General features: G+C 48.5%; 16 protein-coding genes and 2 tRNA genes. 12 read left to right on the forward strand and 6 right to left on the reverse strand.

The genetic code is table 11. The features are described 5' to 3' along the window. The 3 genes from AB3R30_RS24965 to alaS form a co-directional block, all read right to left on the reverse strand. Positions 1-237, reverse strand: a 237-nt coding sequence (locus AB3R30_RS24965; RefSeq protein ID WP_458651918.1) for an IS630 transposase-related protein, incomplete at its 3' end; no start/stop codon positions are given. Between the two features lie 216 nt (positions 238-453). Further along, positions 454-2,307, reverse strand: a complete 1,854-nt coding sequence (locus AB3R30_RS24970) for an EamA family transporter (protein ID WP_458651919.1) — start codon at positions 2,305-2,307, stop codon at positions 454-456. 381 nt (positions 2,308-2,688) lie between these two features. Then, positions 2,689-5,322, reverse strand: coding sequence for an alanine--tRNA ligase (gene alaS / locus AB3R30_RS24975; protein WP_458651920.1), 2,634 nt, complete (start codon positions 5,320-5,322; stop codon positions 2,689-2,691). Between the two features lie 251 nt (positions 5,323-5,573). On the opposite strand from alaS, the gene AB3R30_RS24980 reads away from it, so the two are divergent. Further along, positions 5,574-5,645: transfer RNA gene (locus AB3R30_RS24980), tRNA-Thr, on the forward strand. Between the two features lie 168 nt (positions 5,646-5,813). Here the strand turns inward: AB3R30_RS24980 and carA are convergent. Then, on the reverse strand, positions 5,814-6,968 hold the full coding sequence (gene carA, locus AB3R30_RS24985; protein ID WP_458651921.1) for a glutamine-hydrolyzing carbamoyl-phosphate synthase small subunit: 1,155 nt from the start codon (positions 6,966-6,968) through the stop codon (positions 5,814-5,816). Between the two features lie 34 nt (positions 6,969-7,002). Between carA and AB3R30_RS24990 the strand changes: the two genes are divergently transcribed. The 9 genes from AB3R30_RS24990 (at position 7,003) to arsH (ending at position 16,654) form a co-directional block, all read left to right on the forward strand. Beyond that, the gene (locus AB3R30_RS24990) at positions 7,003-7,188 is read left to right on the forward strand and encodes a hypothetical protein (protein ID WP_458651922.1); all 186 of its coding nucleotides are present in this window, start codon (positions 7,003-7,005) and stop codon (positions 7,186-7,188) included. Further along, positions 7,188-7,505 carry an ArsR/SmtB family transcription factor gene (locus AB3R30_RS24995; RefSeq protein WP_458651923.1) on the forward strand — a complete coding sequence of 106 codons (318 nt, stop codon included), beginning with the start codon at positions 7,188-7,190 and terminating at the stop codon, positions 7,503-7,505. Before AB3R30_RS24990 ends, AB3R30_RS24995 begins: the two co-directional genes overlap by 1 nt. A gap of 178 nt (positions 7,506-7,683) precedes the next feature. Further along, positions 7,684-8,751 carry a PstS family phosphate ABC transporter substrate-binding protein gene (locus AB3R30_RS25000; protein WP_458651924.1) on the forward strand — a complete coding sequence of 356 codons (1,068 nt, stop codon included), beginning with the start codon at positions 7,684-7,686 and terminating at the stop codon, positions 8,749-8,751. Between the two features lie 46 nt (positions 8,752-8,797). Next, the gene (locus tag AB3R30_RS25005; protein WP_458651925.1) at positions 8,798-9,514 is read left to right on the forward strand and encodes an MIP/aquaporin family protein; all 717 of its coding nucleotides are present in this window, start codon (positions 8,798-8,800) and stop codon (positions 9,512-9,514) included. A gap of 44 nt (positions 9,515-9,558) precedes the next feature. After that, positions 9,559-9,963, forward strand: a complete 405-nt coding sequence (gene arsC, locus AB3R30_RS25010; protein ID WP_458651926.1) for an arsenate reductase, glutathione/glutaredoxin type — start codon at positions 9,559-9,561, stop codon at positions 9,961-9,963. 2 nt (positions 9,964-9,965) lie between these two features. Beyond that, on the forward strand, positions 9,966-10,424 hold the full coding sequence (locus AB3R30_RS25015; protein ID WP_458651927.1) for a phosphatase domain-containing putative toxin: 459 nt from the start codon (positions 9,966-9,968) through the stop codon (positions 10,422-10,424). Positions 10,425-10,606: 182 nt separating this feature from the next. After that, positions 10,607-15,070 (forward strand): two-partner secretion domain-containing protein, encoded by a 4,464-nt coding sequence (locus tag AB3R30_RS25020; RefSeq protein ID WP_458651928.1) that lies wholly within the window; start codon positions 10,607-10,609, stop codon positions 15,068-15,070. Positions 15,071-15,121: 51 nt separating this feature from the next. Further along, positions 15,122-15,898 carry a Uma2 family endonuclease gene (locus tag AB3R30_RS25025; RefSeq protein WP_458651929.1) on the forward strand — a complete coding sequence of 259 codons (777 nt, stop codon included), beginning with the start codon at positions 15,122-15,124 and terminating at the stop codon, positions 15,896-15,898. Positions 15,899-16,006: 108 nt separating this feature from the next. Next, positions 16,007-16,654 (forward strand): arsenical resistance protein ArsH, encoded by a 648-nt coding sequence (gene arsH, locus AB3R30_RS25030; RefSeq protein ID WP_458651930.1) that lies wholly within the window; start codon positions 16,007-16,009, stop codon positions 16,652-16,654. Between the two features lie 8 nt (positions 16,655-16,662). Here arsH and AB3R30_RS25035 read toward each other — a convergent pair whose 3' ends face one another. Continuing rightward, entirely contained in the window at positions 16,663-17,286 is a 624-nt protein-coding gene (locus AB3R30_RS25035; protein ID WP_458651931.1) for a YdcF family protein, read from the reverse strand. A gap of 20 nt (positions 17,287-17,306) precedes the next feature. Beyond that, positions 17,307-18,245, reverse strand: a complete 939-nt coding sequence (locus AB3R30_RS25040; protein WP_458651932.1) for a tetratricopeptide repeat protein — start codon at positions 18,243-18,245, stop codon at positions 17,307-17,309. A gap of 290 nt (positions 18,246-18,535) precedes the next feature. Between AB3R30_RS25040 and AB3R30_RS25045 the strand changes: the two genes are divergently transcribed. Together AB3R30_RS25045 and AB3R30_RS25050 are read left to right on the forward strand one after the other, a co-directional pair. Continuing rightward, positions 18,536-18,608, forward strand: a tRNA-Thr gene (locus tag AB3R30_RS25045). 70 nt (positions 18,609-18,678) lie between these two features. Further along, positions 18,679-18,819, forward strand: a complete 141-nt coding sequence (locus AB3R30_RS25050) for a hypothetical protein (RefSeq protein WP_458651933.1) — start codon at positions 18,679-18,681, stop codon at positions 18,817-18,819. Positions 18,820-18,949 lie beyond the last annotated feature (130 nt).

The raw sequence follows: 18,949 nt of genomic DNA on the forward strand, positions 1-18,949 counted from the left end.
ACCCCCATGAGCTTGAGCAAACTCTCTAAACCGTTGCCAGTCCGTGATTTTATGTCTATTTCCCCGCTGATAATGGGTGTTAGCTTGGCAGGTGCCAGTTTGCTCCTTTCGCTTCAGCCATAAATCGAGCGTGTTACGGCTGATATTTAACATTCGACTGACTTCGCTTTTATGGTCTCCACGCTCCACCGCAGCAATCGCTTTTTGGCGTAGGTCTTCACTATAAGGGACGGGCATTGGTATTATCTAATGTTTTTCTTTCCTCTACATATAGCCCTAATCTAAATGCTTAGGGCTATATGACTAGAATCACACTCAGGACATTGCATTAGGTTTAGCCTCAATTCATGGCTCCATTATGCAACGCCCGAATTTCCTATCTTGATTCAGCATCAATGAAGGGCAAGCACAAGGGATTGCCCCTACGAATTTCCTATCTTGATTCAGCAACGCCTATTTCTTTTTCGTTTGTAGTTTCATCCGCTCAAAGCTAAGCGCGCCCACTCCTGCAGTCACTAAAAAGATGCCAAACCACTGCACTCCTTCTAGCTTGTTCTGAATCAAAATCCAGGCAAGTAACGCTGTCATGACGGGACCAATCGAGGCAACAATGGAGGCTAAACCCGCTCCCATATAGCGCACCCCAAAATTATTAGATAGGTAGCCAACCAGGGTTAAAAAGCCCAATACGATTCCACTCAAAATAAAGCCTGTGCGATTGTCTGGCTCAACCATTACGCCTAAGTTGGGACCTAGCCCAATCAAAATCCCGGCAGACAATACAAAAATAGTGGAAAACTGAATCAGGCTAACAGGGACGGGGTGTAACTTTTTAAAGCCAAGCTGCATCAAAATCAGATACAAAGCAAAGGCAACACCAGAGCCAACGGCAATCAGGATGCCTTCTGGTGAAAACCCTTTGCCAGAGTCATTAATTTTTGGAAGTGCCGTGAAAATAATTCCTGCCAAAATTGTAGCCATGACTGCCCACCGCAAAGGAGTTGGGCGATCGCCAAACAGAACCCATGCCAGCGGCACCGTAAAAATGGGATACATAAACAAAATGGTGACAGCGGGTCCTGCGCCAATCTGCCCGATCGCAATATAAATCAGCACTTGGGATAGAAAAAGAAAAAAACCACTGCCAATTACAATCCAGATGGGCTTGCGATCTTTCAGCTTAAAAAACCGCAGTAAATCTCTCCATACAGGGGGATAAAGCACCATCGCGACACCGACCATCAGCGGGATCACTACCAGCATTCGCAGCCACAAAATCAATAGCGAATTGCCTAAATTAAGCTGGAGGAAACCGCCCACATCAAAGCTGTCTAGCACTCTGGCTGGGGTAAGCTGAAAACTGCCTGTGGTTGGATCAACGCGACCATTGCCGATAATCCGTACCACCACATTGTGAATCGACAGCGCCACGGTTGAGAGCAGCACCAAACACAATCCTGTCCAAAAGCTAGATAGCTCTTTTTTTGCAGGTGTCTGTGGTGGAACAGGTGTGCCAGGAATTGCTAGTGGCGTAGGTGAGATCGGCGCAGAGGATCGAGGCTGTTGGGATTGGGCAGAATAGGCTTGAGGGGCTGGCGCAGATCGTGGTGAGGAAATGGGCAGTTCAGGCGGATAGCCCGGTTGGGGTTGCTGGGTCGGGGAGATCGCCGGATAGCTGCTGGATGTGCTGTTTGCTTGGGGCAAAGATGGCTCTAGCGATCGTCGTCCGGCTTCCAATAACAACTGATCGCGAAGTCGGTTAACCAATGTTTCTAAAACAGCTTCTCCCTGCTGCTCCAAGTTGTGCATTCGGCTAAGCTGCTGCGAGAGGGCACTTTCATAACTGGTCAGTTCTTGCTGCAAGGTATTAAAAGTGGCGCTAAAGGTTGCGTCTAATGATGCCAATAACCGCTGGGCATGGTCGCTCGAATCACTGCGATCGCCAGACAGCGCCATCCTGCCACCGCCCAGTTGATTCGTCTTAGCAAGTTGATTGACCTGCTGCACCATCACGTTTTGCAAATGGTTCGCTAATACAAGCGCCAATTGCTTCGCCCAAAGTTGCTGTTGGGCGATCTGCTGCTGAGATAACGAATCTTGCTGTCGCGTTTGCAACGCCTGTTGAGTTGTTTGCAGTCTGCCAACTTCCGCAGTCAACCGGGCTTTCTCCGCCTGAAGCTGCGTCACTTCTTGAGAGAGTTGAGTGACTAACCCTTGATGCAAATGCTTCAGATCCTGAGTCACCGTTTGCAGGATGCTTTCAACCGTTCTTCCATGTTCACCGCTAATTTCTGGTCGATTCTCCATTGGTTCCTCAAAGGCTCCTACGTTCGCCACCCCTGATTTTGTCTGTAACTAGTGACTTAGGATTCAGTATTCCCAGTTTGGGGCAAAATGCAATTCTTACGAATTTATAGCAGGTATTAGGGAATCAGGGGTTAGGGGTCAGTGGATACTGCTATAGTAGTCCGCTACTAAGGTACTCTCCCTCAGCTAAAGTGGAGCCAATTTAATCAGAAAAATTTAAATTTATGTAGCAAATGAGGTAAGGCACGAAATGCAAATGACGAAGGGCGAGTGACAAAGGGCAAATAACAAGTAACGAAGAGCGAAGTGTGCAAGTAAATTTGCATTCGACATTCTGCATTCGACATGTACTCTATTCGACATTTGCTCCAGTCCTGAAACCTAATCTTGACTTAAGCTACTTTTTAGCTGATTCCTGGCTGCTTCTAGGGCTTCGGCGAGTTTGCCGTTGTCGCGTCCGCCTGCTTGGGCGAGGTTGGGTCTGCCGCCGCCGCCGCCGCCACAGATCTTGGCGATCGCGCCCACAAATTTGCCAGCCTGTAAGCCTGTTTTCACCACTCCGGGGCTAAAGGCAGCGACCAGGCTAACTTTTCCGGGTTCAGGGGCAGAGCCAAGAAATACTGCGCCTTCTTGCAGCTTTTGCTGGAGTTGCTCGGCAGCAGTTTTCAGCGATTCGGGATCAACTCCCGGCAGTTCTGCAACCAAAATTTTGAATTTGCCGACCGATTCAGCTTTTGCCAACAGGCTATCGGCTTTTGCCAAGGCAACCTGAGATTTCGCCGCTTCTAGCTGTTTTTGGGTGGTTTTTAATTCGGCTTGCAGGGCGGTGATGCGATCGCGAATATCTTCGGGCTTCACCTTAAAGCGATCGCTCAAGTCTTTGACAATCTCATCGCGTAAGTTGAGATATTCCAACACCGCAGATCCAGCCACGGCTTCAATGCGGCGAATTCCGGCGGACGTGCCCGATTCTGACGTGATCTTAAACAGCCCAATTTCTGCCGTGTTGCTGACATGGGTGCCGCCACAAAGCTCCATGGATACCCCATGCACATCTAGCACTCGCACCTCATTGCCATACTTTTCCCCAAACATGGCGATCGCGCCGCGTGCCTTTGCCTCCGAGATCGGCAGAACTTCGGTGTGGGCAACATGGGCTTCTGCAATCCAAATGTTGACCTGCTCTTCCACTTGCTGCACATCTTCAGCAGTTAAAGCGCGAGGACTGCGAAAATCAAATCTGAGTGAGTCAAACCCAACCAAGGAACCCGCCTGAGAAATTGACTCATCCACAAGTTTTTTGAGCGCAGACTGCAACAGATGAGTGGCAGTATGGTGTGCCTGGACTCGACGGCGACAGGCGAGATCAATTTGTGCCGTTACTTGATCAGCAATATGCAACGCTCCCCGTTCGACTCGCCCATAGTGAACAGAAAATCCAGCATCTTTTTTAACATCCATAATCCGAACCAGCGCTGTTTCACTGGTTAGATAGCCGCGATCGCCCAGTTGCCCACCCGATTCAGCATAAAACGGCGTTTGATTCAGAATTACTTGCACCTCTGCGCCCGCTTCCGCCACCGAAACTACCCGCCCAGCCACTAACAGCGCTTCTACTTCTGCTTCGACCGCTGGCACTTTATAGCCCAAAAACTCGGTTTCGCGAATATGCCCCACCAGTTGATTTAATGCCCCTTGAGCCGTCAGGTCAATGGTTTCTACGGCGTTGCGCGATCGCGATCGCTGCTTTTCCATTTCAACGGTGAAGCCGTCTGTGTCAACCGTAAGTCCTTTTTCGGCAGCGATTTCTTCGGTCAATTCCAACGGGAAGCCGTAGGTGTCATATAACGTGAAGGCATTGACTCCAGGAATTTGCCCACCCGTACCGACCTGTGCCATCACTGTTGCGAGTTCTTTCTCTCCTAATTCCAACGTTTTGAGGAACTGAATTTCCTCCCGTTGCAGTGCCAATTTAATCGTCCGATCCAGATCGCGAACTATAGAATAGGCATCTTCGGCAAGGGCGATCGCCGTTTCTGCCACCAGCGGTGTAAACTCCCGATCAATCCCAATCAATCGCCCGTAGCGAATCACTCGTCGAATCAGGCGACGCAGCACATAACCCCTCCCCTCATTGGAAACCGTGATTCCATCTGCCAGCATGTGAACCACTGCCCGAATGTGATCCCCAATCACCTTTAGCGCCACTTGAGTTGCATCATCGGCAGTGTAATAGTCAATTCCGGCAATTTCCGCTGCCGTTTTCACAATCGGAAAAATCAGGTCGGTTTCATAGTTATTGGGCACTTTTTGCAAAATTTGCGCCATCCGCTCCAGCCCCAAACCTGTATCAATATTTTTGCTTTTAAGCGGGGTTAGCTTGCCCTCAACATCCCGGTTATATTGCATAAACACCAGATTGTAGAATTCAATGAAGCGGCTGTCGTCTTCCAAGTCGATCGCGTCATCTCCCAATTCGGGCTTAAAGTCGTAATACAACTCGGAGCAAGGACCACAGGGACCCGTCGGACCCGATACCCAAAAGTTATCATCTGCGCCCATGCGCTGAATTCGATGAGCCGGAATGCCAATTTCGTCGCGCCAAATCGCAAACGCTTCGTCATCTTCTTCAAAAACGCTGACAACCACCCGTTCTGGCGGCAACTCAAACACTTGAGTGGAAAGCTCCCATGCCCAGGCGATCGCCTGAGACTTAAAATAATCTCCAAAGCTAAAATTGCCCAACATCTCAAAAAAGGTGTGGTGCCGTGCCGTGCGTCCCACATTTTCAATATCGTTGGTGCGAATGCATTTTTGAGACGTGGTGGCACGGGGAAATTCTGCGGCTTGCTGTCCCAAAAAGATTGGCTTAAACGGCAACATCCCCGCGATCGTCAACAATACCGTTGGGTCTTCCGGCACTAGTGAGGCGCTGGGAAGCACCCGATGATTGCGATCTGCAAAAAAGTTGAGGAAGGTTTGCCGAATTTGAGTGCCGCTTAGGGGAGTAGCCATGGACGTTTTTTGAAAAAAGAGCTAAGTGTAATCAGTCTTTCTTCATCATGCCTTAGGATCTCACCAATCACCGCGATCTCGCCAGACTTTAGCCTCAAATTTTAACTTCTATAAACAGGCAACTAGGAGTCAGTCCTATCTCAAATTAAACTCCTGACTCCATAATTTCATGCAGTTGCTTCGATCAGTCAAGGTTTATGAGATAAGTAACGATATCGAAGCCTGTTATAATCTGTGACTGTTAGCTATTTGCCGATGTGGCTCAGTGGTAGAGCACTCGATTCGTAATCGAGCGGTCGCGGGTTCAAATCCCGCCATCGGCTTTCATCAAAAAACCGCCTAGGCGATTCTCCTGAGCAACCCTTTGGAACATCAGGATAAACCCAAACACCCAACGCGATCGCCTCCTCTTGGAGTTGAAGGGCGATATAGTGCCATGACATTGACTTGACTTTAGGAACTGAAAGGTGCGCCATATCGTATGCATTGTCTTAGGTGACGGGCTGCTGGCGGGAAGTTCGCATCAGATTAACGAACTGCTCGAATAGATAATCGGCATCGTGTGGACCGGGGCTAGCTTCGGGGTGATATTGCACCGAGAATAGCGGCAAGGATTTATGACGCAAGCCAGCAACAGTGCGATCGTTCAAATTGAGATGAGTGATTTCCACATCAGCATCGGGCAGGGAGTCGGCAGAAATGGCAAAGCCATGGTTTTGGCTAGTAATTTCCACCTGTTTTTGCTCTAAGCCGCAGGGCTGGTTTAGTCCTCGGTGTCCAAACTTGAGCTTAAAGGTTTCGGCACCCAAGGAAAGCCCCAAAATCTGGTGCCCCATGCAAATGCCAAAGATAGGTTTTTGGCTGTTTAATAAAGCTTTTGTAGTTTCCACTCCCTCGGTGACGGCAGCAGGATCGCCCGGACCATTGGAGAGAAAAATGCCGTCGGGATTATATTTGAGAATATCTTCAGGAGAAGTAGTGGAAGGCACCACAATCACTCGGCAGCCATAGCTAGCAAGACGACGCAGAATGTTGCGCTTTACGCCAAAATCTAAAGCAACGACAGTGAGAGGCTCCTCGTCGGTTTGGGTGCCGGGGCTAAACTCCCAGCCTACTTCGGTGATTTCTGACCATTCATACATTGCGGCGGTAGTGACTTCTTTCACCAGGTTAAGTCCAGCCATGCTGGGAGCTTCTTGAATCCGCTGCAACAAATCATTCGGGTCAAGAATTTCAGTGGAAATAGCGCCGTTCATGGAACCAATAGAGCGCAACTTACGAGTGAGAGCACGGGTATCGATGCCGTAAATGCCTAGGATATGGTGCTGTTTAAAGTAGTTTTGTAAAGATTGAGTGGATCGCCAATTGCTGGGTCTTGCACAGATATTTCGGGCGATCGCGCCCCGCACTTGAGGACGCATCGACTCTTCATCATCTGGATTTACGCCCGTATTGCCCAACTCAGGATAGGTAAAGGTAACAATTTGCCCACAGTAACTCGGATCGGTCAACACTTCCTGATAACCCGTCATGCCTGTGTTAAAAACGACTTCTCCAATGGTGGTGCCCAACGCGCCAAACGAGTAGCCGGGATAAGAAGATCCGTCTGCCAAAACCAGCAGTGCAGGCTGGGGGGAAGTTGCCATAGTTACCTTTGTCACAAATTTCAGACGTTTTATTATGCCACGCTTGCCTATTTGCGAAAAGTTCAAATCAGACGATCGCACCTCAAGACTGAGCGATCGCTCAGTCTTGATTGAGTCGAGAGATGTCCGAATTCTGCCAACCGTGCCAATTAGACAAATCATTCCTATTGACGAAATGGCATTTGCTCGTAAGACTAAGGTGTATTTCAAAAAAAATTGATGGTACAAGCAGCTATTTCTCCCGCGATCGCGGCTGGCTTTCATGCATTTTCTGATCCACTCAGGCTAAGGGTTTTAGATCTGCTACGGCAACAAGAACTCTGCGTTTGTGATTTGTGCGATCGCTTAGAGGTGAGCCAATCGAAGTTGTCATTTCACCTCAAAACGTTGAAAGAAGCTGAATTAGTACGTGCCCGTCAAGAGGGTCGCTGGATTTATTACAGTTTAAATCTGCCTCAGTTTGTCGTGCTAGAACAGTACCTTGCCGACTATCGCCGCTTTAGCCCAATTGTGCCTGCCCCTGCTTGTCAAGACTAAATAACGCATCAATTTTTTAAGTGAACTTTCTTAAAGATGTGTTGTGCTAAACACGATAAATCAACTTTATTTGAAATGATAACAATACAACTTCAAGTGAATTATTTTCATCAATCATTCGGGTGCCTAAAGGCATTGCCTGGATGTCCTATAAAAATTGCAAAGGATGAGGTCAATAATGGCTACCAGTCTCTTCATAAAGCTTGGATTTACTTTTGTCGGAATCGTCGCGATCGCGACCCTATCTGGCTGCACTCAAACTCAAGCAGAGAGTTCCAATACTAGTACAGCAAAAACAATCAAAATTGATGGTTCCAGTACGGTTTATCCCATTTCAGACGCGATCGCCAAAGAGTATCGCAATAGCAACAGCACAGCCAATATTGATGTGCAATTCTCCGGCACCAGCAGCGGCTTTAACAAATTTTGTGCAGGCGAAACGGCTATCAGCAATGCGTCCCGTCCGATCCTGCTGAAAGAAGCAGAAGTCTGTGCGAACTCAGGAGTCGGATTCATTGAGATTCCTGTCGCCTTCGATGCCCTGACCATTGCTGTCAATCCGAAAAACGATTGGGCGAACGATATCACGATCGCAGAATTGACAAAAATTTGGGAGCCTCTAGCTGAAGGCAAAATCAAAAACTGGAATCAAATTCGAGCATCCTATCCCAACAAACCCCTGGCTTTATTTGGGGCAGGAAAAGATTCTGGTACGTTCGATTACTTTAATGAAGTCACCACGGGCAATCCAGATGCAAGCCGCAACGACTATACTGCCAGCGAGGATGACAATGTGCTGGTTCAAGGAATTGAAAAAGACCCCAATGCGTTGGGCTACATTCCTCTTGCCTATTTTGAAGCAAGCCAAAATCGCTTGAAAGCTTTAGCAGTAGACAACGGCAAGGGCGCAGTTTTGCCCTCTCGTGAAGCAGTTGCCAGCGCTACCTATCAGCCATTTTCTCGCCCACTGTTTATCTATGTGAACTCTAAAGCGGCTCAAGATAATCCAGAGGTCAAAGCCTTTGTCGAATACTACCTAACCCACGCCGGACGGGTATCAAAATTGGTCGGCTATGTTCCCCTACCCGCCGAGGCATATCGTCTGGCGACGATCCAATTTACGCGCGGTGAAATTGGCACGGTATTTGAGGGCGTTCCTCAACCGAATGTGACGATCGCGGAATTGCTAAAAAAACAAGCAGTGTTCCAGCTTTCTGAAAGCGAAAAAGCAGAGGTGAAAAAATAGCGTTTTGCAAATGGCTCTGAGATATCTACATTAAGCATCAATATTAATGGCAACAAAATCGACATTACTGGATATTGAAAGCTTGGGTGTTTTAGCTCCAGCGCTAACGGCAGAAGCGATCGGCAGTTTCATTCTGATTTTTGCCGGAACGGGAGCCATAATGGTGAACCAGATCAGCAACGGTGCCGTGACGCATCTAGGGATTAGCTTTGTGTTTGGAGCAGTTGTTACGGCGCTGATCTATGCGTTCGGGCACATTAGCGGCGCTCATTTTAACCCAGCGGTGACGATCGCATTTTGGAGCAGCGGCTTTTTTCAAAAACGTCGAGTATTGCCCTACATTGCGGCTCAGTTGAGTGGCGCGATCGCGGCTTCTGTCCTGCTACGTCTGAGTTTGGGCAACGTGGCAAACTTGGGCGCAACTCTGCCGCTCAACGAGAATTGGTTGCAATCGTTGATACTCGAAGCCGTGCTAACGTTCATCCTGATGTTGATCATTTTGGGGTCAGGTCTGGATCGCCGTGCCTCAATTGGGTTTGCCGGAGTTGCGATCGGGTTAACCGTAGGCTTAGAAGCTGCCTGCATGGGACCAATCACCGGAGCCAGCATGAACCCCGCGAGATCGCTCGCACCTGCCCTCGTTAGCGGCATCTGGCAACATCAATGGCTCTATTGGGTTGCGCCAATTTTAGGTGCCCAGTTAGCCGTGATGGTCTATCGACAGCTATCCAGGAATTTTCAGGACTGTATTCAAGACATGTGATCAACATTCGACAAATCAACATTTGATAAATAAAAGGCATTCAGATGAAACGAGTGATGTTTGTTTGTAAGAAGAACTCTGCGCGATCGCAAATGGCAGAAGGATTTGCCAAAACCCTAGGCAAAGGCAAAATTGCAGTCACCAGTTCTGGGTTAGAAGCTAGTCAAGTACGTCCAGAGGCGATCGCCACGATGAACGCTATCGGGATTGACATTACAAATCAATACTCGAAGCCATTGAGCGACTTTAAGCCAGACGATTTTGATGTAGTGATTTCTCTCTGCGGCTGTGGCGCAAGTTTACCCGGCGAATGGGTGGTGCGAGAGGTATTTGAAGATTGGCAGTTGGACGATCCAGCCGAACAACCTGAAATTTTTCCGAGAGTACGCGATCAGGTGAAAGAGCGCGTCGTGATGCTGATTCAGAGTTTGGAGCAATTGGAGCAATAGAGATGGACGCACAACCTGTGCAAGCGATCGCAGAAAATCTGTGGTGGGTAATTCCCGACAAATTGGCAGGCGTTCGTAAGCCGACGACTGATGAAATCATTGAGTTGAAAAATGTAGGGATTGGGGCGATTGTATCCGTGATGGATGATCCCTCTAACCTTGATGCATATGAACAGACGGGTCTTCCTTACCTGTGGCTACCAACGAAAGGCGGAACAGCCCCAACTCAGGAACAGATTCAGCAACTACAGGCTTTTGTTGCTCAACAAAATCAGCTTGGTAACGCGATCGCGGTTCACTGCACCAGCGGCAATCGCCGAACGGGAACCATGCTAGCAGCTTACTTAATTAAATCTGGCTCATCCTTCGCTGAAGCGATACAGATTATCCAAACTGCCAACTCCCAGGCTGAACTGCGGGAAGCCCAAATCGCCTTTTTGCAAACATTAACTCACCCATAGGTATCTAGCCCGGTTGATCGACGTTTTTCAAGACCGCGATCTCAATGTAGTGGCAGTAGTAGACAACCGATGCATCCCACTTCCTAATCATTAAGTTCTTTCCAAAAAGGTATTGCCCTTATCTCCGATAGGATAATTTTTTCAGTAATATTACTTGCACCAGTAAAAAAGGTGTTACTGAAATGGCTCAAACTTGGCACTGGCATCCAGCATCTACCGCGATCGTTAGCTTCGGACTAGCTGGATTATGCTTTACTGCGATCCCGTCTTCAGCACAGATCGCTCCCGATCAAACCTTGGGAACCGAATCATCCAGTGTTTTACCGAATGCCACAGTGCGCGGATTGCCAGCCGATTTAATTCAGGGTGGAGCCACACGCGGAGTCAATTTATTTCACAGCTTTTCCCAGTTTAATGTGCGCGATGGGCAGCGAGTTTACTTTGCCAACCCAGTCGGCATTGAAACCATTTTGAGCCGCGTTACGGGAGCCAACCCCTCTAGAATCTTTGGAACCTTGGGTGTGAACGGCACCGCCAACCTGTTCTTGATCAACCCCAACGGCATTCTGTTTGGTCCCAATGCCCGCCTTGATGTGGCGGGTTCTTTTTTGGCAAGCACCGCCAACAGCTTCAGGTTTCCCGATGGCAGCGAATTCAGCGCCACCAATCCTCAAGCTCCGCCCCTGTTGACAGTAAATATTCGTCCCGGTTTGCAGTACGGACTCAATCATCAGGCAACGATCGCCAATGCTGGTAACCTGACCGCCGGGAAAGATCTGACCCTAGCAGCAGGCAACTTGGATCTCCAAGGGCAACTCCAGTCAGGCGGCGATTTAACCCTCCGCGCTTTGGACACTGTGAAAGTGCGGGATAATGTCACCACTCCCTTCATCGCGATCGCTGGTGGAAAGCTGACGGTGCAGGGCGATCGCGCGATCGACATCTTTGCCCTGAATCATCCCAACAGTGGTTTCTTCTCTGGCGGCGATCTCGTGTTGAGATCGACTAGCAGTGTTACTGGAGATGCCCACTACTACGCTGGCGGCACGTTTCGGATTGAGACGTTAGATGGTAGTCCCGGAAACCTATTTAGTCCCCATGACCCGGTGATTCTAGCGATCGGGGATGTATTTGTAGGGAACTACACCGGAGAATCTCTCCACATTCTGGCTGGAGGCAGCGTCACGCTGGGCGATGTTAACATCACAGGTCCAGGCGGCGTGTTAACCACTATCAATCCTAATAATCCCTTCTTCGCCGCTCTTTCACGGACTCCTTACGGAAATATTGACGGCAGCACTGGCTCTACCTTGGATGTGAGAGCCGGAATTGATTGGGCAGCATTGGGCGGATTATCTGCCAATCTTCAGTTTCCTGTAGGGGCTGTTAATCCGTTCTTTCGCCCCTTTCCCACAGGTTCAAGAATTACGGTTGGGCAAATTAGCAATGGCTCTCCTGCTGGACCAAACGGACCCACATTTCTGACCAATAACTACTTTCCAAACTTGGCTCTATCGGCTGGTTTAATTGAAATTAGTCGATCAATCGGCACGTTTGGCAATGTGGTGATTGATTCACGCGGTGATATTAGAACAGGCGCACCTTCTACCCCTGGCTTGGGTAGCATTGATACGAGTGTGAGCCAACTCGACCAAGGCGTAAACGGGCTGCGTGGGGTTGCAGGCACAATTGCACTGCTAGCAGGCGGATCAATCGATACGACCAGAGGCAAGTTGAACTCGATCGTGGGCACTATTAATCAAATCAACGGAGACATCGTTCTAGAAAATGGCACCGCCGGAAACATTATTCTGCTCAGCAACGGACGGATTGATACCGCAGCCCTGACCTCTAGTGTTCGGGGTGGGCAAGCGGGGCAAATTATTTTAGGGACTGTAAACGGTGATATTGTTACAGGCGATGCAGTCGAGTCCTACGTGAGAGGTGGGGCTGGCAACGGTGGGGAGATCACGATCAATGCAGGCGGTAGCATTATTACAGGCGGCAGAATTTCATCGTTTGTTAATAGCCCCCTCAATACTGGTAATGGCGGCAATATTACGCTCACCAGCCGCTCTGGGGCGATCGATGCCCGTGGTGGCTATATCAACTCCACAACCTCCAATGGCAATAGCGGTAATATTACGCTGTCGGCATTTGGCAACATCACGACATCTAGCGATTTTCCCAACTCTAACGGCGGCACTACTCCCGCTATCGGCTCTTATATTGGCGCAGGCGGTAGCGGCTTTGCTGGACAAATAGCCCTGACTAGCCAAGTTGGAACCATCAACACTGCTGCCGGAACACTTAATTCAGCAACACCAGCGGCAGGAGTGAGTGGTGATATCAGCTTGACAGCGGCGGGAGACATTTTTGCTGGTAACATCAGATCCTTTTCTACGGGAGCCAATTCAGGGGGAAATATTACAGTGAGATCGCCCTCTGGATCAGTGGTTTTCAACCGATCGCAAATCAATGCCCAAAATACGGGATTAGGGTTTGCAGGCGATATTCAGATTCAAGCGCAGAACCAAATTTTTCTAGCGAATGGTAGCGAAATTAACAGCACCAGCAGGAATGCACTGCTCTCTGACTTCAGTGCGATTAAACTGGAATCTACCGGAGGATCAGTCCTATTAGATCAATCCAGAATCATTGCCACGAATGCGGGCACAGGGTTTGCCGGAGATATTACGATTAGCGCTCGCGATCGCGTCGATATTCTTAACAACAGCACCATTTCCAGCACTGGGCAGTTTGGGCGAACTTTGATCGGTCAATCTGCGGCAACGCGAAATGAATTTCCGAATAGTGTTTCACCTAGAATCATCCGAATTGCTGACAGCACCCTAAACACCAGCAATTCGGGAACAGGACGGGCAGGCGACATTCGGCTAAATGCTTCAGAGTTAATCTCGGTCGCAAATAGCAATATCTTCAGTAAAAGCAATACAACCGAGCGCTCTAGCTCCTTTGGCACGGTTGAGTTAATTGCCGCTCAAGGCTCGATATTGGTTGATAATGTCACGTTGAGTACAACCAATTTTGACTCTGGTTTTGCTGGCGATATTGTGATCAGTGGGCGCGATCGCGTCAACCTTCAAAACAGTGATATCTTTAGCAGAGGGCATGTGGGGCGAATCCTTGTGGGGCGATCTGATGACTACGATCTAGACTACCCCGGCTTTTCACCCGTCGCTATCACCATTACTGGAACTCAGCTAAACACGAAAAATGACATTGGGGCAGTAAGTAGTGGGATTAATGTGAATGCAGGCGATATTGCCATCCGTGCGATTAACTCCATTTCAGCCATGCAATCTGACTTGAAAAACTTCACCGCCCAGCAAGGTAGCGCAGGTGATGTATCCCTGATCACTGAAAATCGGAATGGCTCTATCCGTCTAACAGATGCGGATGTTTTTTCCACAGTTGACAGCAACGGGCAGGGACAGGGTGGCACTATTGCCGTTTCCACAGGCGACCTTGTGTTAGAGGCTGGCTCTCAATTACAGGCGCTAACTCGTGGTAGTGGGAATGCAGGAGCAATTTTTATTGATGCCTCGAATAGTGTAGAGATATCGGGCTTCAATCAGTTTGCATCCGCCTTGTTTGTCAGTTCTGAAGTAGGAGCCAGAGGCAATGCAGGTGATATTTTTGTTCAAACAGAATCACTTAGACTTACAGATAGAGGGCTAATCAGCGCAGCAACTCGGAGCAATTTTAATGCAGGTAATATCACTCTACAAGTGGGGCGGGATATTGAGCTTAGAGATCATGGATTAATTACCGTGAGTGGTCTAAGTACCGGAAATCCTGGAAATATTAGCATTACTGCTGGTGGTTCGCTGATCATGAAAAATGGAAGCGCCATTCAAGCCACAACCGCCAGTGGTCAAAATGCAAATATCGCGATCGGTGTGCGGGGAGCGATCGCGATGGGATGTTGTGATAACGAAATTTCAGCCCAGGCGCGTGGCGTTGGCAATGGGGGAAATATTAGCATCAGCGCCTTGGCAATTATCACCTTTCTGGCAAGTAACAACGACATTGTTGCCAATGCTGAGGATGGTCGGGGGGGTAACATTTTTATCACGTCACCCTTCTTTAAAGGGTCATCAAACCGGGGTCGCCGTCAGGGAGACTTGCTGAAGGGTGGCTCAGTGCGAGTGTTTCGAGAGGGCAAGATTCGTACGCTTGAAAGTGATATTACAGCTAGTTCTGAATTTGGCGTGGATGGCATCGTAGATATCCCAGGAGAGAACCAGTTTGAATTGCTTCCCCAGTTACCAGCCACTTTTCGGGATGTTACAGATTTGGTGACTTCAAAGTGCAGTTATGGCGAGAAAGGACGCAGCCGATTTGTAAGTACCGGACGTGGCGGCATTGCATCCAGCCCAACCGATCCACTGTCCGATGAGAGTGTTTCTGCCAATTGGGTTTCAGTGCCAGCAACCGATCTCACCTTCCGCACCACCACTCAAACCGCCGTCAATCAGCCCCTCACCGAAATCGTGGAAGCTCAAGGATGGGTAAAGGAAGCAGACGGCACGATCGCCCTAGTTGCCTATACTCCCAATGCAGTCCCGGCTAATTCTTGGCTGCGATCGCCCGAATGTGACGAGAAAAGACAGGTAAAATGAGATCGACTAAACTTGATCAATATCCCGTTTACGCTTCATAAGGTTGTCGCTATGGTTGCCCCAGCCCAAACAACGCAAATCCCTTCAGCCCCAGCACCCAGTGAAGTTTTTTATCCTGATTGCGATGGTCAGCCCATGGCGAATAATACTGAGCATTTTGAGATTATCGTGTTGTTTAAAAGCAACCTAGAGATGTTGTTTGCAGCTGATCCAAATGTGTTCATCGCAGGCGATTTATTTTGGTATCCAATTGAAGGAAACAACACGGTCAGTTGTGCGCCTGATGTGATGGTGGCGGTTGGGCGACCTAAAGGAAGACGCTCTTCTTACAAACAGTGGGAAGAAAATCACCAGCCGCCCCAAGTGGTATTTGAAATTTTGTCTCCCAGCAACACTCCTCAAGAAATGAGCCAAAAGCTTCTGTTTTTTGACCACCATGGCGTTGAAGAATATTACATCTACAACCCAGCCACGAACGAACTACAGGTGTGGTTGCGCGGCGATTTAGGACTAGAGTGGGTGGCGCTAGAACAAGAATGGATCAGTCCCCGCTTAGGAATTCGATTTGACTTAACTCAAGCAGACCTAACAATTTACCGCCCTGATGGACAGCGATTCCTCACCTTTGTGGAACTAGAACAACGAGCCGAGCAGGAGTACCAGCGGGCTGAACAAGAAAGCCAACGGGCTGAACAAGAAAGCCAACGGGCTGAACAAGAAAGCCAACGGGCTGAACAAGAAAGTCAACGGGCTGAACAAGAAAGCCAACGGGCTGAAAGATTGGCGACCCGGCTGCGAGAGTTGGGTGAGAATCCAGACCTTTTATAAGTCTTGAGCCGATCATCTGCATTTGTACATACAGGAACGAAAAACTGTCGTTGCGCTTGCGCTATGCGTCACGACTACCCTTCTAAACCAGTGATTTACTCATTTACTATGTCCAGTTTTGACCATCCTCCCAGAATTTTGTTTTTGTATGGTTCTCTGCGCGATCGCTCCTACAGTCGTTTGGCAGCCGAAGAAGCCGCCCGAATCATTCAAGAGTTTGGGGCGGACGTGAAGTTTTTCGACCCGCGAGAATTGCCGATTTATGGTAGTGTGCCTGATACCCATCCCAAGGTGCAGGAACTTCGAGAGTTAAGCTTGTGGTCAGAAGGGCAAGTCTGGTCGAGTCCAGAATTGCATGGGCAAGTTTCTGGCATTATGAAAAACCAAATTGATTGGATTCCCCTTAGCCTGGGTGCTGTTCGCCCTACCCAAGGCAGAACGTTAGCGGTAATGCAAGTATCCGGCGGTTCTCAGTCATTTAATGCCGTGAACACGCTGCGATTGTTAGGACGTTGGATGCGGATGTTTACGATTCCCAATCAGTCTTCTGTGGCAAAAGCATATCAAGAGTTTAACGAAGATGGCACAATGAAAGACTCACCCTACCGCGATCGCTTGGTCGATGTGATGGAAGAACTCTACAAGTTCACGCTGTTGCTGCGAGAACAGGTTGATTATTTAACCGATCGCTATAGTGAACGCAAGGAGAAAGCCGCCAAACAATCTCTCGAAACTGCCAATCGAACCCACTCATGAGTGCGCTTTTAATTAGGGCTAAACTGTTGTTTTAGGGTTGAACCGCTGTAGCCCGTGGTGACCCAAAGCACTGCCCTGCCCCCGTCGCGCACTGCTTTTTGCCAGGGTTCAGCCGCTTGATTAGACCGGACGGCGATCGGTCTCATATAAATTCCTCGACTCCCAAAAACAATTTCGCCAATGGCTTTCGCTCGCCGCATATGATAGTCGGAAGTGATTAGATAAACGCTGTGAATACCTTTTGCCTTGAGTTCATCGACGAGAGTTGTAAAGTTGGTTACGGTGTCAACGGCTTCTCGATTGATGTGGAGTTGGTTAAGATTGATTCCGGCATCCGAGAAAACGCCATAGGTATATTCAGGATTGCTGCCGCCCGAAACCCACACGGGTAGTTTTGGATGCTGCCGCGCAAATTCTGCGGCGAAGTTTTCGCGTCCAGTTGCGCCTCCTAAAACAAAAATGGCTTGGGGTTCAACAAAGTAGTTATTGATCTCTCGGTAACTAACCCACAAGACCAGCAGAAGGATGAGCAACCAAAACAATTGCTTTTTGAATCGATGGCGCTTTTTTCTAGGCGATCGCTGCGCTAAGGGAAATGCACCCTGTACTCTGGGATGGGGTTTCAATCGCATGGAAGGAACAGGGAATATAACTACCGAGGAAAAGAAGGAGTCCGAGGAGGGGGAGAAGAACGCTGAGGAGAAGGAGAAGGACGCTGAGATCTAGGGTTTTTCTCTTGAATTTGTGCCAGGGTCGCCCGAATTTGTGGCGTTTCAAGCAGTTTACGAGTGTTTGCGAGCAATCGTTCACCCCATAAGTTTTCTTTTAAGAATTTCAGGTCAGCATAGCGGCTATCTAATCGAATAGCTGCCTCCCCTGAAGATAAGCCTTGATCACGCTTACCCTTAGCGTACAGAGCCACCGCGATCGCCAGTCGAGGTTCTGCTGCTTTTGGATCTAAATCTGCTGCTTTTTGCCACTGCTTTACTGCGGCTTCCTCATCGCCTGTTTCATATTTAATTAAACCAATATTATTGATGGCGGGCCAAAAGCTTTTATCTTGAGCCACGGCTTGATCATATTGAGCGATCGCCTCAGGAAACTGTCGCAACATTAAATAGGCATTCCCCAAATCAAACAAAGCACCCGGCACATTCGGCTTAACCTTAAGCCCCTGCTTTAAGTAATCTACCGCAGTCAAATAACTTCCCTTTTGGAAATAAGCAGACCCCAACGCAAATAAAATCGCTGAATTCTTACCGCTTCCACTTAACAACTGAGATTTTTTGAGCGAAGTAATACCTCGATCTAAATCATTCGTTTGGAGATAAAGCCCACCTAACAAAGACCACACTTCCGGGCTTTTAGGAGCCAACTGCGTTGCCAACTTTGCTCGCTGCAAGGCAAGTTCATATTGTTGAAACTGCGCTAGCTGAGACGCTTCCTGTGCTAACCCAATTCCTTGTTGTTCCAATTTGGCGTTGTCTAAGCGCAATGTGTGAGGAATTAATGATTGGGCAGAGCTAGGCTGAGCAGCCCCCCACAGCCCAAGAGTAACTAATAGCAGAAGACAAGAGATTCGTTTCGGCACGGCACAGCCTTTAGAAAAATGCTAATGAATTGAGTGATAGCTTAATCGATTTGAGCATCATGATGGCATAATTTTAAGCTTTTCTAAGAAAAATAGAAGTTACGCATTAACGAAAAAAGCTTCATAACACTCCAATTAGATGCAATCCTGCAAGTGTCTCTAAAATGTGTTGGCAGGATATATGGAATTTTTGCCTGCATATCTACCATATCTACGTCATCCTTGATGATAAATGGAGAGACTTGATCTAGATGGATGCAGAATTTGCTATTGTGTTTATCGAGGGAAATGCTGGTGTAGCTCAGTTGGTAGAGCAGCGGTTTTGTAAACCGCCGGTCGCAAGTTCGAGTCTTGTCACCAGCTTTTTAGAAATAGCAACGCTTTTAAGCCTACAGAAATGTTTCTAAGAAGAGCATTCACGGGAAAAATTCTAGTGGCAGTTGCCAATACCAAAAGCATCAGGGACGATAAAGCGTTTGCTGATGTCTTAGACGGGATTGAGCCTGAGATCGAGCAAATTTCAGGGGATGGAGCCTACAACAAACGCAAGTGTTACAACGCGATTGCGGCATAAGAAGCCAAACCCACGATTCCCCGCCATATTTCTATTTCAGATAGAATCTTTCCCATTAAAAAGCCCTCCCAGTCAGGGGAGGGCATAGATTTACTCAACAGAGCAAGTCACAAGACTAGCCGTTGATAGC

Source organism: Sivoneniella epilithica UHCC 1019 (assembly GCF_040830845.1).
Classification (GTDB): domain Bacteria; phylum Cyanobacteriota; class Cyanobacteriia; order Leptolyngbyales; family Leptolyngbyaceae; genus ULC077BIN1.